Genomic DNA, 18,658 nt, shown 5'->3' with positions numbered 1-18,658 from the left:
ATGACTGAAGCAAAGACGCCGTCCGGGCCTCAGTCCCAATCGCCTTCCGGCGAGCGCAAGCGCGGCGGCTGGCTGGCCAAGATCGCCCCCGGGGTGCGCGGGGCCTTCGCCCGGCGCGAGACGCCCGAGAACCTTTGGGTCAAGTGCCCCGACACCGGCGAGATGATCTACCGCTCGGACCTGGAGACCGCCCAGTGGGTGACGCCGGCCGGCCGGCACATGCGGATCGGGCCGGAGCTGCGCTTCGCCTACACCTTCGACGGCGGCGTCCATGACGAGCTCGAGCCGCCGCGCGTCAAGGAAGACCCGCTGAAGTTCTTCGAGGGGCGGCCCTATGGCGAGCGCCTGGCCGCCGCCCGCAAGGCCACCGGCGAGCAGGACGCCATCGCCGCCGCCGTGGGCGAGATCAAGGGCGTGCCGGCCACGGTGCTGGTCCAGGACTTCGCCTTCATGGGCGGCTCGCTGGGCATGGCCGCCGGCGAAGCCTTCATCGCCGCCGCCCGCGAGGCGCTGAAGCGCGAGACCCCGCTGGTCGCCTACACCGCCGCCGGCGGCGCGCGGATGCAGGAAGGGACGCTGTCCCTGATGCAGATGGCCCGCACCACCCTGGCCATCCAGGAGCTGAAGCAGGCCAAGCTGCCCTACGTCGTGGTGCTGACCGACCCCACCACCGGCGGCGTCACCGCCTCCTACGCCATGCTCGGCGACATCCATCTGGCCGAGCCCGGCGCCCTGATCGGCTTCGCCGGTCCGCGGGTGATCGAGCAGACCATCCGCGAGACCCTGCCCGCCGGCTTCCAGCGTTCGGAATACCTGCTCGAAAAGGGCATGGTCGACCGCGTGGTTCCGCGCAAGGAGCTGCCGAACGTGCTCGGCTCGGTCCTTCGCACCCTGATGATGGGCCGCGGGCGCGCCGCCGCCTGAGGCCAGGCCGTCTCGGCCGGGGATCGGGGCTTGCCCCCGCCCCCGCCGGTGCTATCCCGTCCCCGCGCCCCGGCGGCCCCAAGGGCCCTCCGGGGGAGGATGGACCGCATGACCGATCAGCTTCGCCCGCACGACGCCGCGCTGGAGCGCCTGCGCGCCCTGCACCCCAACCGCATCGACCTGTCGCTGGGCCGCATGCGCCGGCTGTGCGCGGCCCTGGGCCATCCCGAACGCCTGCTGCCGCCGGTGGTCCATGTGGCCGGCACCAACGGCAAGGGCTCGACCGTCGCCTATCTGCGCGCCATCGGCGAGGCCGCCGGACTCAAGGTGCATGTGTTCACCTCGCCGCACCTCGTGCGGTTCGCCGAGCGCATCCGCCTGGCCGGCAGGCTGATCGACGAGGACCGCCTGGCCGACGTCCTGGAGCGGGTCGAGGCGGCCAACGCCGGCGAGCCGATCACCTTCTTCGAGATCACCACGGCGGCGGCGTTCCAGGCCTTCGCCGAGACCCCCGCCGACCTGTGCCTGCTGGAGGTCGGCCTGGGCGGCGTGCTGGACGCCACCAACGTCGTCGACCGGCCGGCCGTCAGCGTCGTCACCCCGGTCGACATCGATCACCGCGAGTTCCTGGGCGACACCCTGACCGCCATCGCCGGCGAAAAGGCCGGCATCATCAAGGCCGGCGCGCCGGCCGTGGTCGCGCGCCAGCACGACGAGGCCATGGCGGTGATCGAGGCCCGCGCCGAGGCGCTGGGCGCGCCGCTGACGGTGATCGGCCGCGAGATCGACGCCTGGAGCGAGCGCGGCCGGCTGATGGTGCAAACGCCCGACCGCCTGCTCGACCTGCCCGCGCCCAGCCTGTTCGGCCCGCATCAGTTCGACAACGCCGGCCTGGCCGTGGCCGCCGCCCTGGCCCTGGAGGAAGCGCGGATCGACGAGACCGCCATCGCCCGGGGCGTCGCCGGCGCCGTTTGGCCGGCGCGGTTCCAACGCCTGACCCAGGGACCGCTGGCGGCCATGGCCGCCGAGCGCGGCGCCGACCTCTGGCTCGACGGCGGCCACAACCCCCACGCCGGCCGGGCCCTGGCTCAGGCCCTCGCCGCACTGCAGGCGCGGGACGGCCGTCCCACCGTGCTGATCTGCGGTCTGTTGGCGCGCAAGGACGCCCGCGGCTTCTTCGCGCCGCTGGCCGAGGTGTCGCCGATGGTGCTGACCACCGCCTTCGAGGCCGAGGCCGCCGCCTCGCCCGACGACCTGGCGCTGGCCGCCGGCGAGGCCGGGCTGGTCGCCGATCCCTGCGACGGCGTCCACGACGCAATGCGGCGCGCCCTCGCCGTGGAGGGCGCGCCGCCGCGCATCGTCATCTGCGGATCGCTGCACCTGGCGGGCGAGGTCCTGGCGCTCAGCCCGGAGACCTGGCCCGTCTGATCCTCGCCGCCCTCCGGCGCGCCCGCGCGGGGCCGGCCGGGAGGGCCAAGGACGTCAGGCGGCCGCCTGGACGCCGACTTCGTTCAGCCAGTCGAGGATCTTCTGCTTGGGCATGGCGCCGACCTTCATCGACGCCATCTGGCCGCCGCGGAACAGCATCATGGTCGGAATGCCGCGCACGCCGTAGCGCGACGGGGTGGTCGGGCTTTCCTCGATGTTCAGCTTGGCGACGGTGACCACGTCGGCCAGCTCCTCGCCGATCTGCTCCAGCGCCGGGGCGATCTGCTTGCACGGGCCGCACCACTCGGCCCAGAAGTCCACCAGGACCGGCTTTTCAGCTTTCAGCACGTCGCGTTCGAACGTTTCGTCCGTGACCTTAACGGTGCTCATGAACAGGCTCCTGCTGCGCGCCGGACTCACCTCGCCGCGCGCTTCGATGGTCCGATGTAGGGCCGAGCCGGGCCGCGATCAACTGCGGCCTGACAGCCCGGCCAAGGTGTTCACGATGATGTTTTCTGGCACCGGCATCAGTTTCGGTCCATCGGTCCAGACCAGGGCCGCCTCGATCCGCCGCCCGGGAAACACCGCGCGCAGCACCGCCGAATAGACCGCCATCTGCACCAGATAGGCCGGGTCGGCGTCCTCGATGCGGGCGGGCGAGGGCCGGTTGGTCTTGAAATCGACCACCAGGACGCGGTCGACCTCCACCACCAGCCGGTCGACGCGGCCCGACACCGCCAGCCCGGGCGGCAGCTCCGGCGCGGCGCCGGCGACGGCCACCTCGGCGCGCGAGCCCGGGCCGAACACCGCCGCGAAACGCGGATCGTCCAGCACCCCCAGGGCGGCGGCGGCCATCTCGTCGCGCTGGGCGTCGGAAAGGTCGCGCTCGCGCTCCAGCAGCCGGACCGCCGCGGCGGCCCGCTCGGCCGGCGGCAGGTCCGGCAACGCCTGCAGCAGCCGGTGGACCAGTTCGCCGCGACGATAACGCCCAAGCCCGCCCAGCACGGCGGTCGGCGACGGCGACGGCCCCCGGCCGCTCTCGGCCAGGGTCGACGGGGCGGCGTAGCGCGCGCCGGCCGCCTCGGCCGGGGCCAGGCGGCGCGCCCAGTCCGGCATGGAGGCCGTCGCGGCGACTGTCGCGGCGGCGGCCGGCAGGGTGTCGGGATCGGCGCCGTAGCGATCGACCTGCATGTCGCCGACCGCGACCTTGCGCAGGCCCGCCTGCACGACCGGCGTGGCCAGGGCGCGGCTGACGACGTCGTGCCAGCTGCCCCGGTAGAAGCGGTCCTGGACGGCCACGCCGCAGACGACCAGCCGGTCGCGGGCGCGGGTCAGGGCGACATAGAGCAGGCGCAAGCTCTCGTTCCTGGCCGCGTCCTCGCGCCGCGCCCGCGCCGCCGCCGACGGCGCGCAGTCGTCGGCCTTGCGCGGCGCCCACAGGAAACCGCCGCCCTCGGCGTCGAGCAGCGGCCCGCCCAGGGCCAGGGCGCGGCTGGTGGTGTCGGGCAGGAAGACCACCGGCGCCTCCAGACCCTTGGCGCCGTGGGCGGTCATCACCCGCACCTCGCCCTTGCCGTCCTCCTGCTCGCGTTTGACGTCGATCTCGGCCGAGGCCATGTCGGCGACGAAGGCCTCCAGGGCGTGGACGCCCCGCGCCTCGGCCGCCAGGGCCTGGGCCAGGAAGGCGTCGAGGGCGTCCTCGGCCTCGGGGCCCAGCCGGGTGAGAATGCGGGCGCGCATCGAGCGGCCGTCCCGGTCCAGCCGGGTCAGCATGCGGGCGTAGAAGTCGAACGGCGCGCGGGCCTGGGCCTCGGCCTTGGCCCAGCCCAGGAAGGCGCGGGCGTCGGCCCAGCCTTCGCGCTCGTCGCCGCGCCGGGCCAGGGCCGACCAGACCGAGCCCTCGCGCGGCTGGACGAGGTCGTAGAGGTCCTGCTCGGAGACGTCGCAGAACGGGCTGCGCAGCAGAGCGGCCAGGGTCAGGTCGTCCTTGGGAAACAGGGCGAACTGGGCGAGGCCGATCAGGTCCTTGAACACCACGTGGTCCGACAGCTTCAGCCGGTCGGCCCCGCCCACCGGCGCGCCCTCGCGCTTCAACGCCCGGATGATCTCGTGGAACAGGGCCTTGCGCCGGCGCACCAGGATCAGGAAGTCGCCGTAGCCCGCCGGCCGCCAGGCCCGCGTCTCCTTGTCGAACACCGCCTCGCCCCGGTTGACGGCCGCCTTGATCTCGCGGGCGATGCGCCGGGCCAGCTTCTTGTTCGCCCCTTCGGGCGGCTCGGCGTCGACCGGCGTCCACGGATCGGGGTCGTCCTCGGGCTCGGTCCGCTCCAGCGGCCACAGGTCGACCGTCCCGCCGCCCGGCGGCCGGTTGGCGATATGGACCACCGGCTCCTCGGCGGTCAGGGCGTCCGGGCGCAGGCCGGCGCGGGCCTCGGGATCGGCGAACACGGCGTCGACGAAGGCCAGCACCTCCGGCGTCGAGCGCCAGCTCTCCAGCAGGTCGACGCGGCGGAAGGGCCGCCCGGCCGCCTCGACCAGGCTCTGATAGGCGCGCGTCTCGGCCAGGAACCGCTCCGGCGCGGCCCCCTGGAACGAGTAGATCGACTGCTTCTCGTCGCCGACGGCGAAGATCGTCCGCGCCCGCGCGTCGGCCCCGGCGCCGGCGAAGAACTCTCCCGTCAGCACCTCCAGGATGTCCCACTGGTCGGGGGCGGTGTCCTGGGCCTCGTCCAGCAGCACATGGTCGACGCCGCCGTCCAGCTTGTAGAGCGCCCAGGCGGCGTCGGCGCGCACGGTCAGAAGGTCGTGGGTGCGGGCGATGAGGTCGCCGAAGTCCAGTCCCCCCTTGGCCGTCTTCGAGGCGTCGTAGAGGCTGGCGTAGGCGCGGGCCAGGGTCAGGGCGTAGACGCTGTCGCGGGCGATCCGGGCGGCCTTGGCCCGCTCGACGGCCTCGGCCAGCCGGGCCTGCTCCCCGATCAGCCATTCGCGGGCGGCGGGATCGACCCCGCTGGTGCCCAGCCGCGCCTTGGGCTTGCCGGCCTGGGTGCGGAACACCGACCAGATCGCCGCGAAGTCCGGATCGGCGGCGGCGGCCCGCATCTCCGCCGCCAGCGGCTGGTCGGTCGCCGCCGTGCCGCGAGCCAGGGCCTCGGCGGCGCGCGTCCAGGCCGCCCAGTCGACGCCGGCGGCCGCCTCGGCCTCGACGGCCTCAGGCTCGATCGGTTCGGAAAAGCCGCAGCGGGCCCAGACATCCTCGGACGCGCCGCCTTCGCAGGCGTCGACATAGGCCTCGATCGCCAGCCGCCGCGCCTCGAAGGCGGCGAACATGTCGTTGAAGCGGCCGTAGTCCAGCTCGACCGAGAAGTGGGCGTAGGCCCGGCCCAGCGGCCCGTCGCCGTCGGCCAGGGCGAAGCGGGCCAGGTCGTCGCGGGCCCGGGCCGAGACCTCGGCCGCCGCCGCGTCCTCCAGCACGCTGAAGCCCGGCGAGACGCCGGCCTCCAGCGGAAAGCGCCGCAGCAGCTTTTCGCAGAAGGCGTGGATGGTCTGGATCTTCAGCCCGCCAGGCGTCTCCAGGGCGCGGGCGAACAGGGCCCGGGCCCGCGACAGGTCGCGCGGCTGCTCGTCGATCTTCTCCAGCGCCTTGATCAGCGCCTCGTCGGCCATCACCGCCCAGCCGCCGAGGTCCTGATAGAGCCGGCGCTGCATCTCGGCGGCGGCGGCCTTGGTGTAGGTGACGCAGAGGATCGTCTCGGGCGAGGCCCCGCGCAGCAGCAGGCGGGCCACGCGGCTGACCAGGGTCGAGGTCTTGCCCGAGCCGGCGTTGGCGGTGACCGAGACCGAGCAGTCGGGGTCCGAGGCGAGGATCTGCGGGTTGAGGGCGGGCCGGATCATTCGCCGCCCTCCCCGGCGTCGCCCTCGCCGATGACGTGCCATTCCCACAGGCGGGCCAGATGGTCGTAGTCGCCGCCATAGCGGTCGATGAACTGCGGCGTCGCCCAGGAGACATAGGGCGTGGACGGATCGTCGAAGAAGGCGGCGCGGGCCTGCAGCCCCTCCAGCGCCCGCGCGGCCAGGTCGGCGCTCTCGCCGGCGGCGGCGCGGACGATCTCCTCGCCCGGTTTGCGCCCGCCGGACACCCGCACATAGATCAGGTCCCCCGGCGTCGCGCGGCCGGCCTCGGCGAAGCCGCCGCCTTGCAGGATCGCCGCCGTCAGGGTGAGCTGCGGCGCCAGCCCGCTCTCGATCTGCGGCTGGCTGGGCGGCATGCCGGTCTTGAAGTCGAGCACGTCGGCGACGGCGCCGCGCAGCTCGATGCGGTCGGCCTTGGCGGTGACGGTGAACGGCCCGCCCGGCGCGGCGAAGGTCAGCGCGCCCTCCTGCTCGATCAGCAGCCGGGCGCCGTCGCGGCGGCGGCGCTCGAACCCGGCCGCCCAGGGGGCGGCGTTGGCGGCCAGGGCCCGCTCGCGGGTCATGCGCGCCATCGGCATGCCGGCGGCGATCAGGCTGTCGATCAGGATCGCCTCGAACGCCGCAGCGTCGCCGTCCCCCGACAAGGTCGCGTGCTCCTTGGCGAACCGCTCGAAGGCGGCGTGGATCGCCGTGCCGCGCGCCATCGCCTCCACCGGGGCGTCGGGCCGGTCGAGCGGACGCAGACGCAGGATGCGGCGGGCGTAGGTGGCGTAGGGATCGCGCACCCACTGCTCGACCCCGGTGACCGGCAGCTCGCGCGGCCGCGCCTCGACGGGCGGCCGGGGTCGGGGTCGGGGGGCGGGGCGGAAGGCGTCCGCCGCGTCCAGGGCGCGGGCCCAGGCCAGCACCTCCGGCCGCTCGGGCAGCGCCAGGTCCGCGCCGCGCGCCAGGGTCTCCAGCCGCCACAGCCAGCGCGACTTCACCGCCGGCGCATCGCCGCGCCGCTCGGCGTGCAGCAGCACCACCTCGGGCGCGCAGGCGGCCTGGGCGAAGTCGTGGGCGGCCAGGCCGACCCGGCGCTCCGGCGGCGGCAGGCCCAGGCGGGCCCGCATCGGTCGCGACAGGAACGGGTCGATCGGCGGGGCCTTGGGCCAGACGCCCTCTTCCAGCCCGGCGACGATCAGCCGGTCGGCGCGCACCAGGCGGGCCTCGATCGCCCCCAGGATGCGGATGCGCGGATGGGTGGCCCCGCCGGTGCGCACCGTCTCGCCGGAGACCAGGGCCTCCAGCAGGTCGGCGAAGTCCTCGGCGGCGGCGGCCGGCAGCCCGTCGCCCTCGCCGATCAGGGCGGCCAGCAGCGCGCCGGCCGCCTCGCCGGCCGGGCCGGCCCACAGGCCGCCGGGATCGCCGCCCGGGTCGGCCGCCAGCCGCTCCAGCGCGCCGACCAGGGCGCGGGCCGCCGCCGGAGGCGGGGCCAGGCCGCCGCCCCAGGCCGAGGCCGCCAGGTCGATGGCCGCCGCCAGGTCGTCGGCCAGGGCCCGGGCGGCGTCCAGCCCCGCCAGGCGGTCCGGGCCGGGGGCCTCGCCCTCGCGATTCGGCGCGCGGCGGCGGTCGAGCCGGTCGGCGATCGCCGCCCAGTCGGCCGGCCTCGGCCCGCGCAGGGCGTAACGCTCCAGCGCCTCGCGGGCGCGGGCGAGGTCCGCCTCGTCCCGGCCGAGACGGACGAACGGATGTTTCAGGATGGCGAGCAGGCGCACCGGGTCGAGGGGCTCGGCCGCCGCCCGCGCGACGAGGTTGGCCAGCACCCCGACCGGAAAACCGATCAGCGGCGCGCCGGCCGACGAGTCGGCGCCGACGCCCCAGCGCGCCAGCCGGGCGGCCACGCGCCGGGCCAAAACCTGGTCGGGCGTGACCAGGGCCCCGGTCTTGCCCGGCGTCTCCAGCACCTCGCGCAGCATCAGGGCGGCGACGGCGGCGGCCTCCTCCTCGGTGCGGGCGGCGACCACCGACAGCCCGTCCAGGCCCTCGGCGATGGGGTCGACGCCCTCGGCCGCGCCCTCGCGGCGCAGGCCGTCGATCTGGGCCCGCCAGTCGGCGGTGGCCTCGGCCGGGCGCAGGGCCTCGTTGATCAGCCGCCGCCGCCAGCGCCCGCGCGGCTCGGCCTCGGCGTCGGGCAGCCACGAGGCCACGGCGTCGCGCGGCGCGCCCTCGCGGTCGAGCAGGCGCTTCATCGCGCCTTGCGGATGCTGCTCGCCCACCTGCTCCCAGGCGCTTTCGGCGAGGTTCTGGTCGAGGCCGGGCAGCACCACCGCGCCCAGCGGCGCGCGGGCGACGACGCCCAGCAGCCGCGCCGTGGCCGGCGCCGTGCCGGTGGAGCCGGCGGCGACCAGCACGCCCTTGGGCGGGTCCAGGCGCCATTTCTCGGCCAGGGCGCGCAGGAGGGCGACCCGCCGGCGGGAGACGTCGACGAGGCCCATCTCCTCGAGCCGACGCGGCCAGGCCTCCAGCGCCAGCTTCAGCACCTCGGCCGAGCGCAGCCAGTGGCGGGCCAGCTCGCCCTCGACCAGCCCCTCGACGCGGCCGGGATCGGCGATCTCCTCGATCTCGACGCTGTCGAGGAAGCCGGCCAGGGCGTCGGCCAGCTCTAGCGCGGCGGCGGCGTCCAGCCGGCGGTCGAACAGCGGGGCGTTGACGGCGACCAGACGGGCCAGCTCGAACCGCCGGCGATGGACGCTGACCGCCGGCGGCAGGTCGAGCGCCAGGTCGCCCGGCTCGAACGGCGGCTCGCCCTCGTCGAGGTCGCCGACCGCGCGGATCTGCGGCAGCAGCATGGCCTGGCCGCCCGCCGCCTTGACGAAGGCCTCGGCCAGGGTGCGCGCGCCACGCCGCGTCGGCGTCAGCACCACCGCGTCGGACAGGGCGTCGGGCCCCAGCGGCGTCAGCGCCTGATGAAGGCCGAGCGCCAGGTCCTCGACGAAGGGCCGGTGCGCGGGAATGGTGAACCAGCGCGGCGGCGGACGGCCGAACAGGCGGTCGAAGCCGTTCACCGCAGCCGGGCCTCGGCGGCCTCCCGCGCCTGGGGGTCGCCCACGTGCATCCACAGCCCCGGCGGGGCGACGCCGGACACCCGGCCGGCGGCGGCCAGTTCGCGCCAGATCGGCAACAGGCCGAAAGGCCCGTCGGGCCCGTTCTCCACCACCTGCGGCTTGGCGATGTGGACGCCGACATAGACGTAGGGCGCGGTCTCGCCGGCCGCCTTGAAGCGCACGCGGCCGTCGGCCTCCAGGAACACGTCGCCGGTGTCGTGGAACCCGACCGAGCGGCCGACGGGGGCCAGCAGCAGCCGCACGTCCATGCGGGCCGGGTCCCAGCCCCGGGCCACCTCGTCCAGGGCCGAGACCTGCTCCTCGATCCACACCGAATCGATGTTGGCCACCCAGACCGGGTCGTCGCCCAGCAATGGGCGGGCCTTCTTGAGACCGCCGCCGGTCTCCAGCGCCTGGGCGCGCTCGTCGGAGACGGCGACGGCCGGGCCCAGCCCCCGCGCCCGGCGGGCGGCCAGGTGCGCCTCGACCAGGTCGGCGAAGTAGTGGACGTTGACCACCGCCCGCTCGACCCCGGCTTCGACCAGCCGGTCGAGCATGTGGTCCATCAGGGCGCGGCCGCCGACCTCGACCAGGGCCTTGGGCCGGTCGTCGGTGAGCGGGCGCATGCGGGTGCCCAGGCCGGCGGCCAGCACCATGGCGACGCGGGGGCCGCTCATCGCCGCGCCTCGGCCGGCACGTTGCGGTCGAACCAGGCGCGGACCTCGGCCAGGGACGGGTCGGCCAGGTTGCGGACAAGGTGCGCCCAGGTGCGGGGCATGAAGGCCACGTAGCGGGGCCGCTCGAAGAACACCACCTGCCGGGCGAAGATGAACAGGATGCGCACGGCGTTGAGCGCGGCCAGGGCGCGGTAGTCGGCCAGGAAGGCGGCGCGGTCGAGCGCCGGGCGGGCGGCCAGGTAGCGGTCCAGCATGGCCGCCTCCAGGGCCGGGTCGACGTCGCGGCGGGCGTCCTGCAGCAGGCTGAGCAGGTCCCAGGCCGGATGGGCGCGCAGGGCGTCCTGGAAGTCGAGCATGCCGACCCGCGCCACCCCGTCCCGCTCCGGCCGCCAGATCAGGTTCTCGGCGTGGTAGTCGCGATGGGCGAAGACGCCGAGCGGCCCCTCGGCGACCGCCTGGCCGCGGGCGCGGACCGGCGCCCAGATGCGATCCCATTCGGCGGCCTGCTCCGGGTCGACAGCCGCCATCCCCGCGAACTTCGGCCACCATTCCAGGAACAGGCCGGCGCCGGTCTTGAGCACCAGGTCGTCGTAGCTGAGCAGCGGCCAGGCCGAGCCGTCGGCCTCCAGGCGCGGCGGCGGCGGCTGTTCGTGCAGTCGGACCAGGGCGTCGACGGCGGCCTCGTACAGCGGCGCCTCGGCCTGCCCGTCCTCGATCAGCCGCGCGAACAGGGCGTCGCCCAGGTCCTCGAGCACGGCGAAGCCGCCCGCGTCGTCGTGGGCCAGCACCTGCGGCGCCGACAGGCCGCGCCCGCGCAGCCAGCCGGCCACGGCGACGAAGGCCTCGATGCGGCCGGCGGCCAGGCGGGCGGAGGCGTTGTAGCCCAGCGCCACGCGCTCGGCCGGCGTGGCTTCGGGCGGACACGGCCGGCTCTCCAGGGCCGGCGGCTGGTCCATGAGGATCAGGCTCGCGCCGTCCGGCCGGTGCAGCCGCTCGTAGCGGCGGGTGGAGGCGTCGCCGGCCAGAATCTCGCGCCGCGCCGCGCCCAGGCCGGCCTCGGCCAGGAACGCCCGCTTGGCCGCGTCTCTCTCAGAACTCAAACCCACGCCCCTCCCAGGCCCCGTGCGGGACCAGGCGCGCCCGGCGCGCGCCTTCGTCCGTCTCGTCCTGGCTCAGCTCTATATCGAGTCGGTCCGGCGGCAGGCGGCCGGCGAGGCGTTCGGGCCACTCGATCACCGCCGCCCCGTCCTCCAGCGCCTCCTCCAGGCCGATCTCGTAGGCCTCGTCCGGGTCGGACAGGCGATAGAGGTCGAAATGCGCCAGCGGCAGGCCGGGCGGCTCGTAGAACTGCACCAGGGTGAAGGTCGGGCTGGGCACGTCCTCTTCGGGCGAGGTCAACGCCCGGATCAGCGCCCGCGCCAGGGTCGACTTGCCCGCGCCCAGCGGCCCCCACAGGCAGACCGCCTCGCCCGGGCCCAGCGCGCGGGCCAGCGCCGCGCCCAGCCGCGCGGTGGCGGTGGCGTCGTTCAGGCGGAACTCGCCGTCGGCCGGGGTGATCATGCGAAGGGCCTGTCGGGATGGCGGGGCAGGATCTGCTCGACATAGGCCTTGACCGCCAGCGTCGCCACCTGGGCGTCCGGGTCGAGGGCCTGCGACGGGATCATGGGGCCGGCGATCAGGCGGAAGCGGCGGCCGCGCTTGTTCAACAGCTCGTGGAACAGGGTGATGTCGCGCAGTTCCTGGGAGAAGCGGTCGAACAGGTGGAACAGGGTCGACCAGGGCCCTTCGAGATGCAGCGGGACCACCGGCGCGTCGTACTTGCGGGCCAGCGACAGGGCGCTGGCCATCCAGGGCGGGTCGACCAGCACCCCGTCCCGCTCGCGGCGGGCGAGGCGGCCGGCCGGGAAGATCACCAGGGCCCGCTCGGCCTCGAAGGCGGCCTTGGCCATGGTCACTGTCAGCCGGGTGCGTTCGCGCGTGCGCTTGTCCTCCACCCATTCGACCGGGATCAGCACCTCGTCGAAGCGCGGGCACACCCGGTGGGCGTCGGAATTGGCGAAGAACACCGCGTCCGGCCGCAGGGGGCGCAGGGCGTCGTAGACCGCCACGCCGTCGGCTATGCCGGTGGGATGGTTGCAGACCAGCACCAGACGGCCCTCGGCGGGGACCCGCTCCAGGCCGTAGGTCTCGACCGAGACGCCGAGCAGGTCGGACACGTAGTCTAGCGCCGCGCGACCCGACATCGGCGCGATGGCGTCGGCCATGCGGCGGGCCTTGGCGTAGTCCAGCGCCCGGTAGAGGACCGGCCGCAGCAGCGGCCACAGGGGCGAGGCCGAGAGCCGGGGCGCGCGCTCCTCGATCAGCACGTCGATGATGTGGCCGCCGCGCGGGCGGACCGTCGGCAAGGATGCGGCTGGCGCAGTCGCGGTCATCCGCCGGTTTTCGCACGATGCGGGGCGGCCGTCACACCCCCCGCGCGGCCGGTCGCCGAAACAGCCTTCCACAACCGGGCCGACAGGCTTTAGGAATCGAGCCGGCGCCTCGGCGCCGTCCTTCTGGGGGCCATCCATGCGCGAACGCCATCACCGCAAGCCGCAACGGCCGGTCGCCTATCTGGCGCTGTTGGCCGCCGCCGCCCTGGTCGCCGCCGGCGCCGGCCTCTCGATCATCGGCCACGCCGAAAATCAGCCGCCCGGCGCGACGATCCCCGGCCGATGAGCGTTATGCGCCTGGGCCTTCGCCGAATGGGGCGGGCCAACGCAGGGAGCCGTCGATGAAAAGGTTCAAGGTCTGGGCGTCGATCGTCCTAGTCGCAGCGGCGGTCCTCGCCGGCCTCTACGCCTGGTGGAGCCTGGACCTGCGCTGGCGGCCGACGACGCTGAAAAAGAACGCCCCGCAGATCGCCGCCGCCCTGCAATCGGCCGGCTGGGTCTCGCCCGGCCTGAAGGGGCCCAAACTCTACATCATCTCGTATCGCGCCTGCGAGGACTGCATCCTGTTCGAGAAGACCAAGATGCCGGCCCTGCGCGCGGCCGGGGTCGAGACCCGGGTGATCATGACGCCGCGCCCGACCCGGAACGGCGTGGTGCGCTCCTCGCCCGCCGAGCGGGCCACCATCGCCGAGCTGTGGGCCAACCGCAGCTGGCCGCTCTACGAGCGGTGGCGGTCGGTCCCGCCCGACGCCTGGAAGGCCGAGGGCGTGCCGCCGGCCGACGGCGACGCCGCCCGCACGGCCCTGGTCAAGGTCAGCGAGGACTTCGTCGCGACCATGACCCCGCTGCTCAAGGACAACGGCGTCGCCCTGGCCTACCCGACCCTGATCTGGGAGGCAAAGGACGGCGGCCTGCACACCCTCGCCTGGCGCGAGGGCGTGCGCTACGACGCGATGATGAAGGAGCTGGGCGCCGGCTGACGGCCGGTCCGGCGCAGCGGCGGCTTTTCACCGGCGCGTTGTCGCGCTAGCACCGGCGGCCATGCCCCAGTCCCTCCGTTCCGCCTATCGCGACCTCCTGGCCAAGGGCGAGATCAAGCCCGACGCCGCCCAGGCCGGAGCGGTCGAGGCCCTGTCGCGGCTGGAGGGCGAACTGAACGCCGCCGCCGAGCCCGGCTTCGGGCTGTCGTTCCTGCGCAAGCCCAAGCCGGTGAAGGGGGTCTATCTCTGGGGCCCGGTCGGGCGCGGCAAGTCCATGCTGATGGACCTGTTCTTCGATTCCGCCCCGGTGCGGCGCAAGCGGCGGGTGCACTTCCAGGCCTTCATGGCCGAGGTCCACGACCTCATCGGCCAATGGCGCAAGGGCGACGCCGCCGCGCGCAAGGCCCGTTTCGGCCAGGCCAAGGGCGACGATCCCATCGCGCCGACCGCCGAGCTGATCGCCGAGGAGGCGCAGCTCCTGTGCTTCGACGAGCTGCAGGTCACCGACATCGCCGACGCCATGATCCTGGGCCGGCTGTTCGAGGCGCTGTTCGCCCGCCGCGTCACCCTGGTCGCCACCTCCAACCGGCCGCCCGACGACCTCTATCAGGGCGGCCTGAACCGCCAGCTGTTCCTGCCGTTCGTCGACCTGATCAAGGACCGGCTCGACATCGTTGCGGTGCGCGGGCCGGTGGATTTCCGGCTCGACCGGCTGCGCGGCGCCCAGACCTGGTTCTGCCCCCTGGACGGCGCCAACGAGACGGCGTTCGACGCCCTGTGGACGGACCTGCTCGACGGCGCCGACGAGACCGGCGCGACCCTGGAGGTGCTGGGCCGCAAACTGCGCCTGCCGCGGGCGGCGGGCGGCTATGTGCGTTCGTCGTTCAACAGCCTGTGCGTCCAGGCCCTGGGGCCGCAGGACTATCTGGCCATCGCCGCCCGCTTCCACACGGTGTTCCTGGAGAACGTCCCGCGCCTCTCGCCGACCCAGCGCAACGAGGCGCGGCGCTTCGTCACCCTGATCGACGCCCTCTACGAGGCCGACGCCAAGCTGATCATGCTGGCCGACGGCGAGCCCGAGGCGCTCTATGCGGCCGGCGACGGGGCGTTCGAGTTCGAGCGCACGGCCTCGCGCCTCGAGGAGATGCGCTCGGCCGACTATCTGGAGCGGGTGCGCGAGGGCTAGGCCGAGGCCGAGGCGGCGGCCCAGGCCTCGACCAGGGCCTTCTCCAGGTTGGCGCTGACGAACGGCTTTTGCAGGTTCGGCCGCCCGGCCCAGCGCGGGTCCATGCGGAAATCGTCGAGGCCGGACGAGAAGATGAACGGCGTGCCCCGGTCGATCAGGGCCTGGGCCACCGAGAAGCTGTGCTCGCCGGCGACGTTGACGTCGAGGATGGCGATGTCGACGCGGCCCTCGCGGCCGTCGGAAACCAAGGCCAGGGCCTGGCCGACGCTGGCGAACGGTCCGACCACCTCGCAGCCGAAGTCGAGGAGCATGTCCTCCAGCATCATGGAGACCAGGGGCTCGTCCTCCAGGACCAGCACCTTGAGGCCCGCCAGCGACGCGACGTCGGAACACATGATCTCGCCCTCCCAGGGTTCCGGTCCCTAACGCATAACGACGCCGCGTCCTTCGCGCCATGCGTAGGAATCCCGATACGCCGGCCAGATTAGACGGACCCCGGCGCGCATCAAGGGCGCCGCTCGCAGACCGCCGGTCGGCTCAGCTTCGTTGACACCCCCGGCGCGGAGCTTAAAACGGCCCGGCGTTGGCGAAGCTTTCAGGGGCAGGAGAACAGATGGCCGAGGTCAAAGCCGGGGCGCCCGTGACCAAGGAGCGGCCGCGGTCGCCGCACGTCCAGGTCTGGCGCTGGCACATCACCATGGCGGGCTCGATCCTGCACCGCGCCACCGGCGTCGGTCTCTATGTCGGCGCGCTGATCCTGGCCGGATGGGCCGCGTCGCTGGCCGCCGGGCCCGACGCCTACGCCGCCTGCAAGCACCTGCTCGGCTCGCTGCTGGGCAAACTGGTGCTGTTCGGCCTGACCTTCTCGATCTTCTACCACCTCGCCAACGGGGTGCGGCATCTGGTCTGGGACGCCGGCGAGGGCTTCGAGCCCAAGACCGCCGACATGACCGCCGCCGCGGCCATCGCCTTCGCCGCCGCCGCGACGGTCGCCGTGTGGCTGATCGCCGCCATCACCGGAGCGCTCTGATGACCGACTTCCGCACCCCCCGCTCCCGCGCCCAGGGCCTGGGCTCGGCCAAGCACGGCGTCGGCCATTTCATCGCCCAGCGCGCCACCGCCGTGGCCCTCGTCCCGCTCGTCCTGTGGGCGGTGTTCTCGGCCCTCAAGCTGGCGGCCTCCGACTACCAGGGCGCCGTCCTCTGGACGCAGCAGCCGCTCAACGCCGTGCTGCTGGTGCTGCTGCTGGCCGTCGGCTTCTACCATATGCGCCTGGGCATGCAGGTGATCGTCGAGGACTATGTCGAGACCCACCTGAACCGGCTGGCCGTCCTGCTGCTCAACACCTTCGTCTGCGCCGGCGTCGGCGTGCTGGCGATCTTCTCGATCCTGAAAGTCGCGTTCAGCGGCGGAGCCTACTGATGGCCGCATATCAATTCACCGATCACAAGTTCGACGTCGTCGTCGTCGGCGCCGGCGGCTCGGGCCTTCGCGCCGCGCTCGGCGCGGCCCAAGCCGGCCTGCGCACCGCCTGCGTGACCAAGGTGTTCCCGACCCGCTCGCACACCGTGGCGGCCCAGGGCGGCATCTCGGCCAGCCTCGGCAACATGAGCCCCGACGACTGGCGCTGGCACATGTACGACACCGTCAAGGGATCGGACTGGCTGGGCGACCAGGACGCCATCGAATACCTGACCCGCAACGCCCCCGCCGCCGTCTATGAGCTGGAGCACTGGGGGGTGCCGTTCAGCCGCACCGCCGAGGGCAAGATCTATCAGCGCGCCTTCGGCGGCATGACCAAGAACTTCGGCGAAGGCCCGATCCAGCGCACCTGCGCCGCGGCCGACCGCACCGGCCACGCCATGCTGCACACCATGTACGGCCAGTCGCTGAACCACGCGGTCGAGTTCTTCATCGAGTACTTCGCCCTCGACCTGATCATGGAGGACGGCGTCTGCCGCGGCGTCACGGCGTGGAAGCTGGACGACGGCACCCTGCACCGCTTCCAGGCCCAGTCGGTGGTGCTGGCCACCGGCGGCTACGGCCGCGCCTACTTCTCGGCCACCTCGGCCCACACCTGCACCGGCGACGGCAACGCCATGGTGCTGCGCGCCGGCCTGCCGCTGCAGGACATGGAGTTCGTGCAGTTCCACCCCACCGGCATCTACGGCGCCGGCTGCCTGATCACCGAGGGCGCCCGCGGCGAAGGCGGCTACCTGACCAATTCCGAGGGCGAGCGCTTCATGGAGCGCTACGCCCCGTCGGTGAAGGACCTGGCCCCGCGCGACATGGTCAGCCGGGCCATGACCATCGAGATCCGCGAAGGCCGCGGCGTCGGTCCGAACAAGGACCATATCTTCCTGCACCTGGACCACCTGGACCCGAAGATCCTGCACGAGCGCCTGCCCGGCATCTCGGAGACCGCCAAGATTTTCGCCGGCGTCGACGTCACCAAGGCGCCGATCCCGGTGCTGCCGACCGTCCACTACAACATGGGCGGCATCCAGACGAACTTCTACGGCCAGGTCGTCACCAAGTCGGGCGACGATCCGGACTCGGTGGTGCCCGGCCTCTACGCCGTCGGCGAGGCGGCCTGCGTGTCGGTGCACGGCGCCAACCGCCTGGGCTCCAACAGCCTGATCGACCTCGTCGTGTTCGGCCGCGCCGTCGGCCTGCACCTGGCCGAGACGCTCAAGGCCGGCGACAGCCAGCCCGAGCTGAAGGACGCCTGGACCGACAGCCACGCCGCCCGTTTCGACCGCTTCCGCCACGCCAACGGCTCGCGCTCGACCGCCAGCCTGCGGCTGGAGATGCAGAAGGCCATGCAGGACGACGCCGCCGTGTTCCGCACCGGCGAGAGCCTGCAGAGCGGCGTCGAGCGGCTGGCCAAGGTCCACGCCTCGATGGCCGACGTCTCGGTCAGCGACCGCGGCATGGTCTGGAACACCGACCTGATGGAGACCCTGGAGCTGGACAACCTGGTCGGCCAGGCCATCGTCACCGTCAATGGCGCGCTGAACCGCACGGAAAGCCGCGGCGCCCACGCCCGCGAGGACTATCCGGACCGCAACGACGGCGAATGGATGAAGCACACCCTGGCCTGGCTCGACCAGAAGACCGGCAAGGTGACCATCGATTATCGTCCGGTGCACGCCTACACCATGACCAACGACATCGCCTATATCCCGCCCAAGGCGCGGGTGTACTGAGGATCGCCGCGCAATGGTTCAGCTCACCCTGCCGAAGAACTCCAAGATCGGCAAAGGCCGCCATTTCCTGGCCCCGCAGGACGCCAAGACGGTCAAGACGTTCCGCATCTACCGCTACGACCCGGAAAGCGGCCTCAACCCGCGCTGGGACACCTACGACGTGGCGGTCGACCAATGCGGGCCGATGGTGCTGGACGCCCTGATCCACATCAAGAACACCATGGACCCGACCCTGGCCTTCCGGCGCTCGTGCCGCGAGGGCGTCTGCGGCTCGTGCGCCATGAACATCGGCGGCCGCAACACCCTGGCCTGCACCCACGGCTGGGAGGAGATCCCGGGCAAGGAATGCCAGATCAGCCCGCTGCCCAACCAGCCGGTGGTCAAGGACCTCATTCCCGACCTGACCATCTTCTACGCCCAGTACGCCTCGATCGAGCCGTGGCTGCACACCGAGACGCCCGAGCCTCAGAAGGAATGGCGCCAGAGCCCCGAGGACCGCGAGAAGCTCGACGGCCTCTATGAGTGCATCCTGTGCGCCTGCTGCTCGACCTCGTGCCCGAGCTACTGGTGGAACGGCGAGAAGTATCTGGGCCCGGCGGCCCTGCTGCACGCCTATCGCTGGCTGATCGACAGCCGCGACGAGGCCAAGGGCGAGCGCCTCGACGACCTTGAAGACCCCTTCAAGCTTTATCGCTGCCACACCATCATGAACTGCGCCCAGGTCTGCCCCAAGGGCCTGAACCCGGCCAAGGCCATCGCCGAGATCAAGAAGATGATGGTCGAGCGCGTCGCCTGACGCGTCCTCGGCCGCTGTCGTCCCGTCGGCC

Annotated in this window: 17 protein-coding genes; 9 read left to right on the top strand and 8 right to left on the bottom strand. The window is 73.3% G+C overall.

What is annotated here, in order from left to right; genetic code table 11:
• Together C5708_RS14970 and C5708_RS14965 are read left to right on the top strand one after the other, a co-directional pair.
• Nucleotides 1–924, top strand: a complete 924-nt coding sequence (locus C5708_RS14970; protein WP_242922381.1) for an acetyl-CoA carboxylase carboxyltransferase subunit beta — start codon at nt 1–3, stop codon at nt 922–924.
• Between the two features lie 108 nt (nt 925–1,032).
• A complete protein-coding gene (locus tag C5708_RS14965; protein WP_242922379.1) occupies nt 1,033–2,352 on the top strand; it encodes a folylpolyglutamate synthase/dihydrofolate synthase family protein in 1,320 nt (439 codons plus the stop codon).
• Nucleotides 2,353–2,406: 54 nt separating this feature from the next.
• Here C5708_RS14965 and trxA read toward each other — a convergent pair whose 3' ends face one another.
• The 7 genes from trxA to C5708_RS14930 form a co-directional block, all read right to left on the bottom strand.
• Complete coding sequence (gene trxA, locus C5708_RS14960; protein WP_242922378.1) at nt 2,407–2,742, bottom strand: thioredoxin; 336 nt, start codon at nt 2,740–2,742, stop codon at nt 2,407–2,409.
• A 78-nt stretch (nt 2,743–2,820) separates the two neighbouring features.
• The gene (gene addA, locus C5708_RS14955; protein ID WP_242922377.1) at nt 2,821–6,243 is read right to left on the bottom strand and encodes a double-strand break repair helicase AddA; all 3,423 of its coding nucleotides are present in this window, start codon (nt 6,241–6,243) and stop codon (nt 2,821–2,823) included.
• Nucleotides 6,240–9,308 carry a double-strand break repair protein AddB gene (gene addB, locus C5708_RS14950; protein ID WP_242922376.1) on the bottom strand — a complete coding sequence of 1,023 codons (3,069 nt, stop codon included), beginning with the start codon at nt 9,306–9,308 and terminating at the stop codon, nt 6,240–6,242. The genes addA and addB overlap by 4 nt, the downstream gene beginning before the upstream one ends.
• Nucleotides 9,305–10,024: an N-acetylmuramate alpha-1-phosphate uridylyltransferase MurU gene (gene murU, locus C5708_RS14945; RefSeq protein ID WP_242922375.1), complete on the bottom strand. Its 720-nt coding sequence runs from the start codon at nt 10,022–10,024 to the stop codon at nt 9,305–9,307. The genes addB and murU overlap by 4 nt, the downstream gene beginning before the upstream one ends.
• A complete protein-coding gene (amgK, locus tag C5708_RS14940) occupies nt 10,021–11,130 on the bottom strand; it encodes an N-acetylmuramate/N-acetylglucosamine kinase AmgK (RefSeq protein ID WP_242922374.1) in 1,110 nt (369 codons plus the stop codon). Before amgK ends, murU begins: the two co-directional genes overlap by 4 nt.
• A complete protein-coding gene (gene tsaE / locus C5708_RS14935) occupies nt 11,114–11,584 on the bottom strand; it encodes a tRNA (adenosine(37)-N6)-threonylcarbamoyltransferase complex ATPase subunit type 1 TsaE (protein WP_242922372.1) in 471 nt (156 codons plus the stop codon). Before tsaE ends, amgK begins: the two co-directional genes overlap by 17 nt.
• A complete protein-coding gene (locus C5708_RS14930; RefSeq protein ID WP_242922370.1) occupies nt 11,581–12,456 on the bottom strand; it encodes a 1-acyl-sn-glycerol-3-phosphate acyltransferase in 876 nt (291 codons plus the stop codon). The genes tsaE and C5708_RS14930 overlap by 4 nt, the downstream gene beginning before the upstream one ends.
• A gap of 136 nt (nt 12,457–12,592) precedes the next feature.
• Here C5708_RS14930 and C5708_RS14925 point away from each other — a divergent pair, with 136 nt between their 5' ends.
• The 3 genes from C5708_RS14925 to zapE all read left to right on the top strand — a co-directional run bounded on the left by C5708_RS14925 (nt 12,593) and on the right by zapE (nt 14,622).
• Nucleotides 12,593–12,742 carry a hypothetical protein gene (locus C5708_RS14925; RefSeq protein WP_242922368.1) on the top strand — a complete coding sequence of 50 codons (150 nt, stop codon included), beginning with the start codon at nt 12,593–12,595 and terminating at the stop codon, nt 12,740–12,742.
• Nucleotides 12,743–12,797: 55 nt separating this feature from the next.
• Nucleotides 12,798–13,436 (top strand): hypothetical protein, encoded by a 639-nt coding sequence (locus C5708_RS14920; protein ID WP_242922366.1) that lies wholly within the window; start codon nt 12,798–12,800, stop codon nt 13,434–13,436.
• Nucleotides 13,437–13,497: 61 nt separating this feature from the next.
• Nucleotides 13,498–14,622 carry a cell division protein ZapE gene (gene zapE, locus C5708_RS14915; RefSeq protein ID WP_242922365.1) on the top strand — a complete coding sequence of 375 codons (1,125 nt, stop codon included), beginning with the start codon at nt 13,498–13,500 and terminating at the stop codon, nt 14,620–14,622.
• On the opposite strand, the gene C5708_RS14910 is transcribed toward zapE, so the two are convergent.
• On the bottom strand, nt 14,619–15,017 hold the full coding sequence (locus C5708_RS14910; protein WP_242922364.1) for a response regulator: 399 nt from the start codon (nt 15,015–15,017) through the stop codon (nt 14,619–14,621). The genes zapE and C5708_RS14910 overlap by 4 nt on opposite strands.
• Nucleotides 15,018–15,235: 218 nt before the next feature.
• Between C5708_RS14910 and sdhC the strand changes: the two genes are divergently transcribed.
• From sdhC to C5708_RS14890, 4 genes are read left to right on the top strand one after another with little or no spacing between them, the layout of a single operon-like run.
• Nucleotides 15,236–15,652 (top strand): succinate dehydrogenase, cytochrome b556 subunit, encoded by a 417-nt coding sequence (gene sdhC / locus C5708_RS14905; RefSeq protein WP_242922363.1) that lies wholly within the window; start codon nt 15,236–15,238, stop codon nt 15,650–15,652.
• Nucleotides 15,652–16,044 (top strand): succinate dehydrogenase, hydrophobic membrane anchor protein, encoded by a 393-nt coding sequence (sdhD, locus tag C5708_RS14900; protein ID WP_242922362.1) that lies wholly within the window; start codon nt 15,652–15,654, stop codon nt 16,042–16,044. Before sdhC ends, sdhD begins: the two co-directional genes overlap by 1 nt.
• Nucleotides 16,044–17,831: a succinate dehydrogenase flavoprotein subunit gene (gene sdhA, locus C5708_RS14895; protein WP_242922361.1), complete on the top strand. Its 1,788-nt coding sequence runs from the start codon at nt 16,044–16,046 to the stop codon at nt 17,829–17,831. The genes sdhD and sdhA overlap by 1 nt, the downstream gene beginning before the upstream one ends.
• 13 nt (nt 17,832–17,844) lie before the next feature.
• Entirely contained in the window at nt 17,845–18,627 is a 783-nt protein-coding gene (locus C5708_RS14890) for a succinate dehydrogenase iron-sulfur subunit (protein ID WP_242922360.1), read from the top strand.
• The last annotated feature ends 31 nt before the right edge of the window (nt 18,628–18,658 follow it).

The organism is Caulobacter sp. CCUG 60055 (assembly GCF_022750545.1).
Taxonomy (GTDB): domain Bacteria; phylum Pseudomonadota; class Alphaproteobacteria; order Caulobacterales; family Caulobacteraceae; genus PUIC01.
This window is presented reverse-complemented; position numbering and strand designations above follow the sequence as displayed.

What these genes read in the sequence shown, in the direction of transcription:
- C5708_RS14965 (WP_242922379.1), top strand. Translation starts at nt 1,033, where the DNA reads ATGACCGATCAGCTTCGCCCGCACGACGCCGCGCTGGAGCGCCTGCGC.
- tsaE (WP_242922372.1), bottom strand. Translation starts at nt 11,584, where the DNA reads ATGATCACCCCGGCCGACGGCGAGTTCCGCCTGAACGACGCCACCGCC.
- C5708_RS14930 (WP_242922370.1), bottom strand. Translation starts at nt 12,456, where the DNA reads ATGACCGCGACTGCGCCAGCCGCATCCTTGCCGACGGTCCGCCCGCGC.
- sdhC (WP_242922363.1), top strand. Translation starts at nt 15,236, where the DNA reads ATGGCCGAGGTCAAAGCCGGGGCGCCCGTGACCAAGGAGCGGCCGCGG.
- C5708_RS14910 (WP_242922364.1), bottom strand. Translation starts at nt 15,017, where the DNA reads ATGTGTTCCGACGTCGCGTCGCTGGCGGGCCTCAAGGTGCTGGTCCTG.
- C5708_RS14890 (WP_242922360.1), top strand. Translation starts at nt 17,845, where the DNA reads ATGGTTCAGCTCACCCTGCCGAAGAACTCCAAGATCGGCAAAGGCCGC.
- C5708_RS14925 (WP_242922368.1), top strand. Translation starts at nt 12,593, where the DNA reads ATGCGCGAACGCCATCACCGCAAGCCGCAACGGCCGGTCGCCTATCTG.
- sdhD (WP_242922362.1), top strand. Translation starts at nt 15,652, where the DNA reads ATGACCGACTTCCGCACCCCCCGCTCCCGCGCCCAGGGCCTGGGCTCG.
- zapE (WP_242922365.1), top strand. Translation starts at nt 13,498, where the DNA reads ATGCCCCAGTCCCTCCGTTCCGCCTATCGCGACCTCCTGGCCAAGGGC.
- trxA (WP_242922378.1), bottom strand. Translation starts at nt 2,742, where the DNA reads ATGAGCACCGTTAAGGTCACGGACGAAACGTTCGAACGCGACGTGCTG.
- sdhA (WP_242922361.1), top strand. Translation starts at nt 16,044, where the DNA reads ATGGCCGCATATCAATTCACCGATCACAAGTTCGACGTCGTCGTCGTC.
- murU (WP_242922375.1), bottom strand. Translation starts at nt 10,024, where the DNA reads ATGAGCGGCCCCCGCGTCGCCATGGTGCTGGCCGCCGGCCTGGGCACC.
- addA (WP_242922377.1), bottom strand. Translation starts at nt 6,243, where the DNA reads ATGATCCGGCCCGCCCTCAACCCGCAGATCCTCGCCTCGGACCCCGAC.
- C5708_RS14920 (WP_242922366.1), top strand. Translation starts at nt 12,798, where the DNA reads ATGAAAAGGTTCAAGGTCTGGGCGTCGATCGTCCTAGTCGCAGCGGCG.
- C5708_RS14970 (WP_242922381.1), top strand. Translation starts at nt 1, where the DNA reads ATGACTGAAGCAAAGACGCCGTCCGGGCCTCAGTCCCAATCGCCTTCC.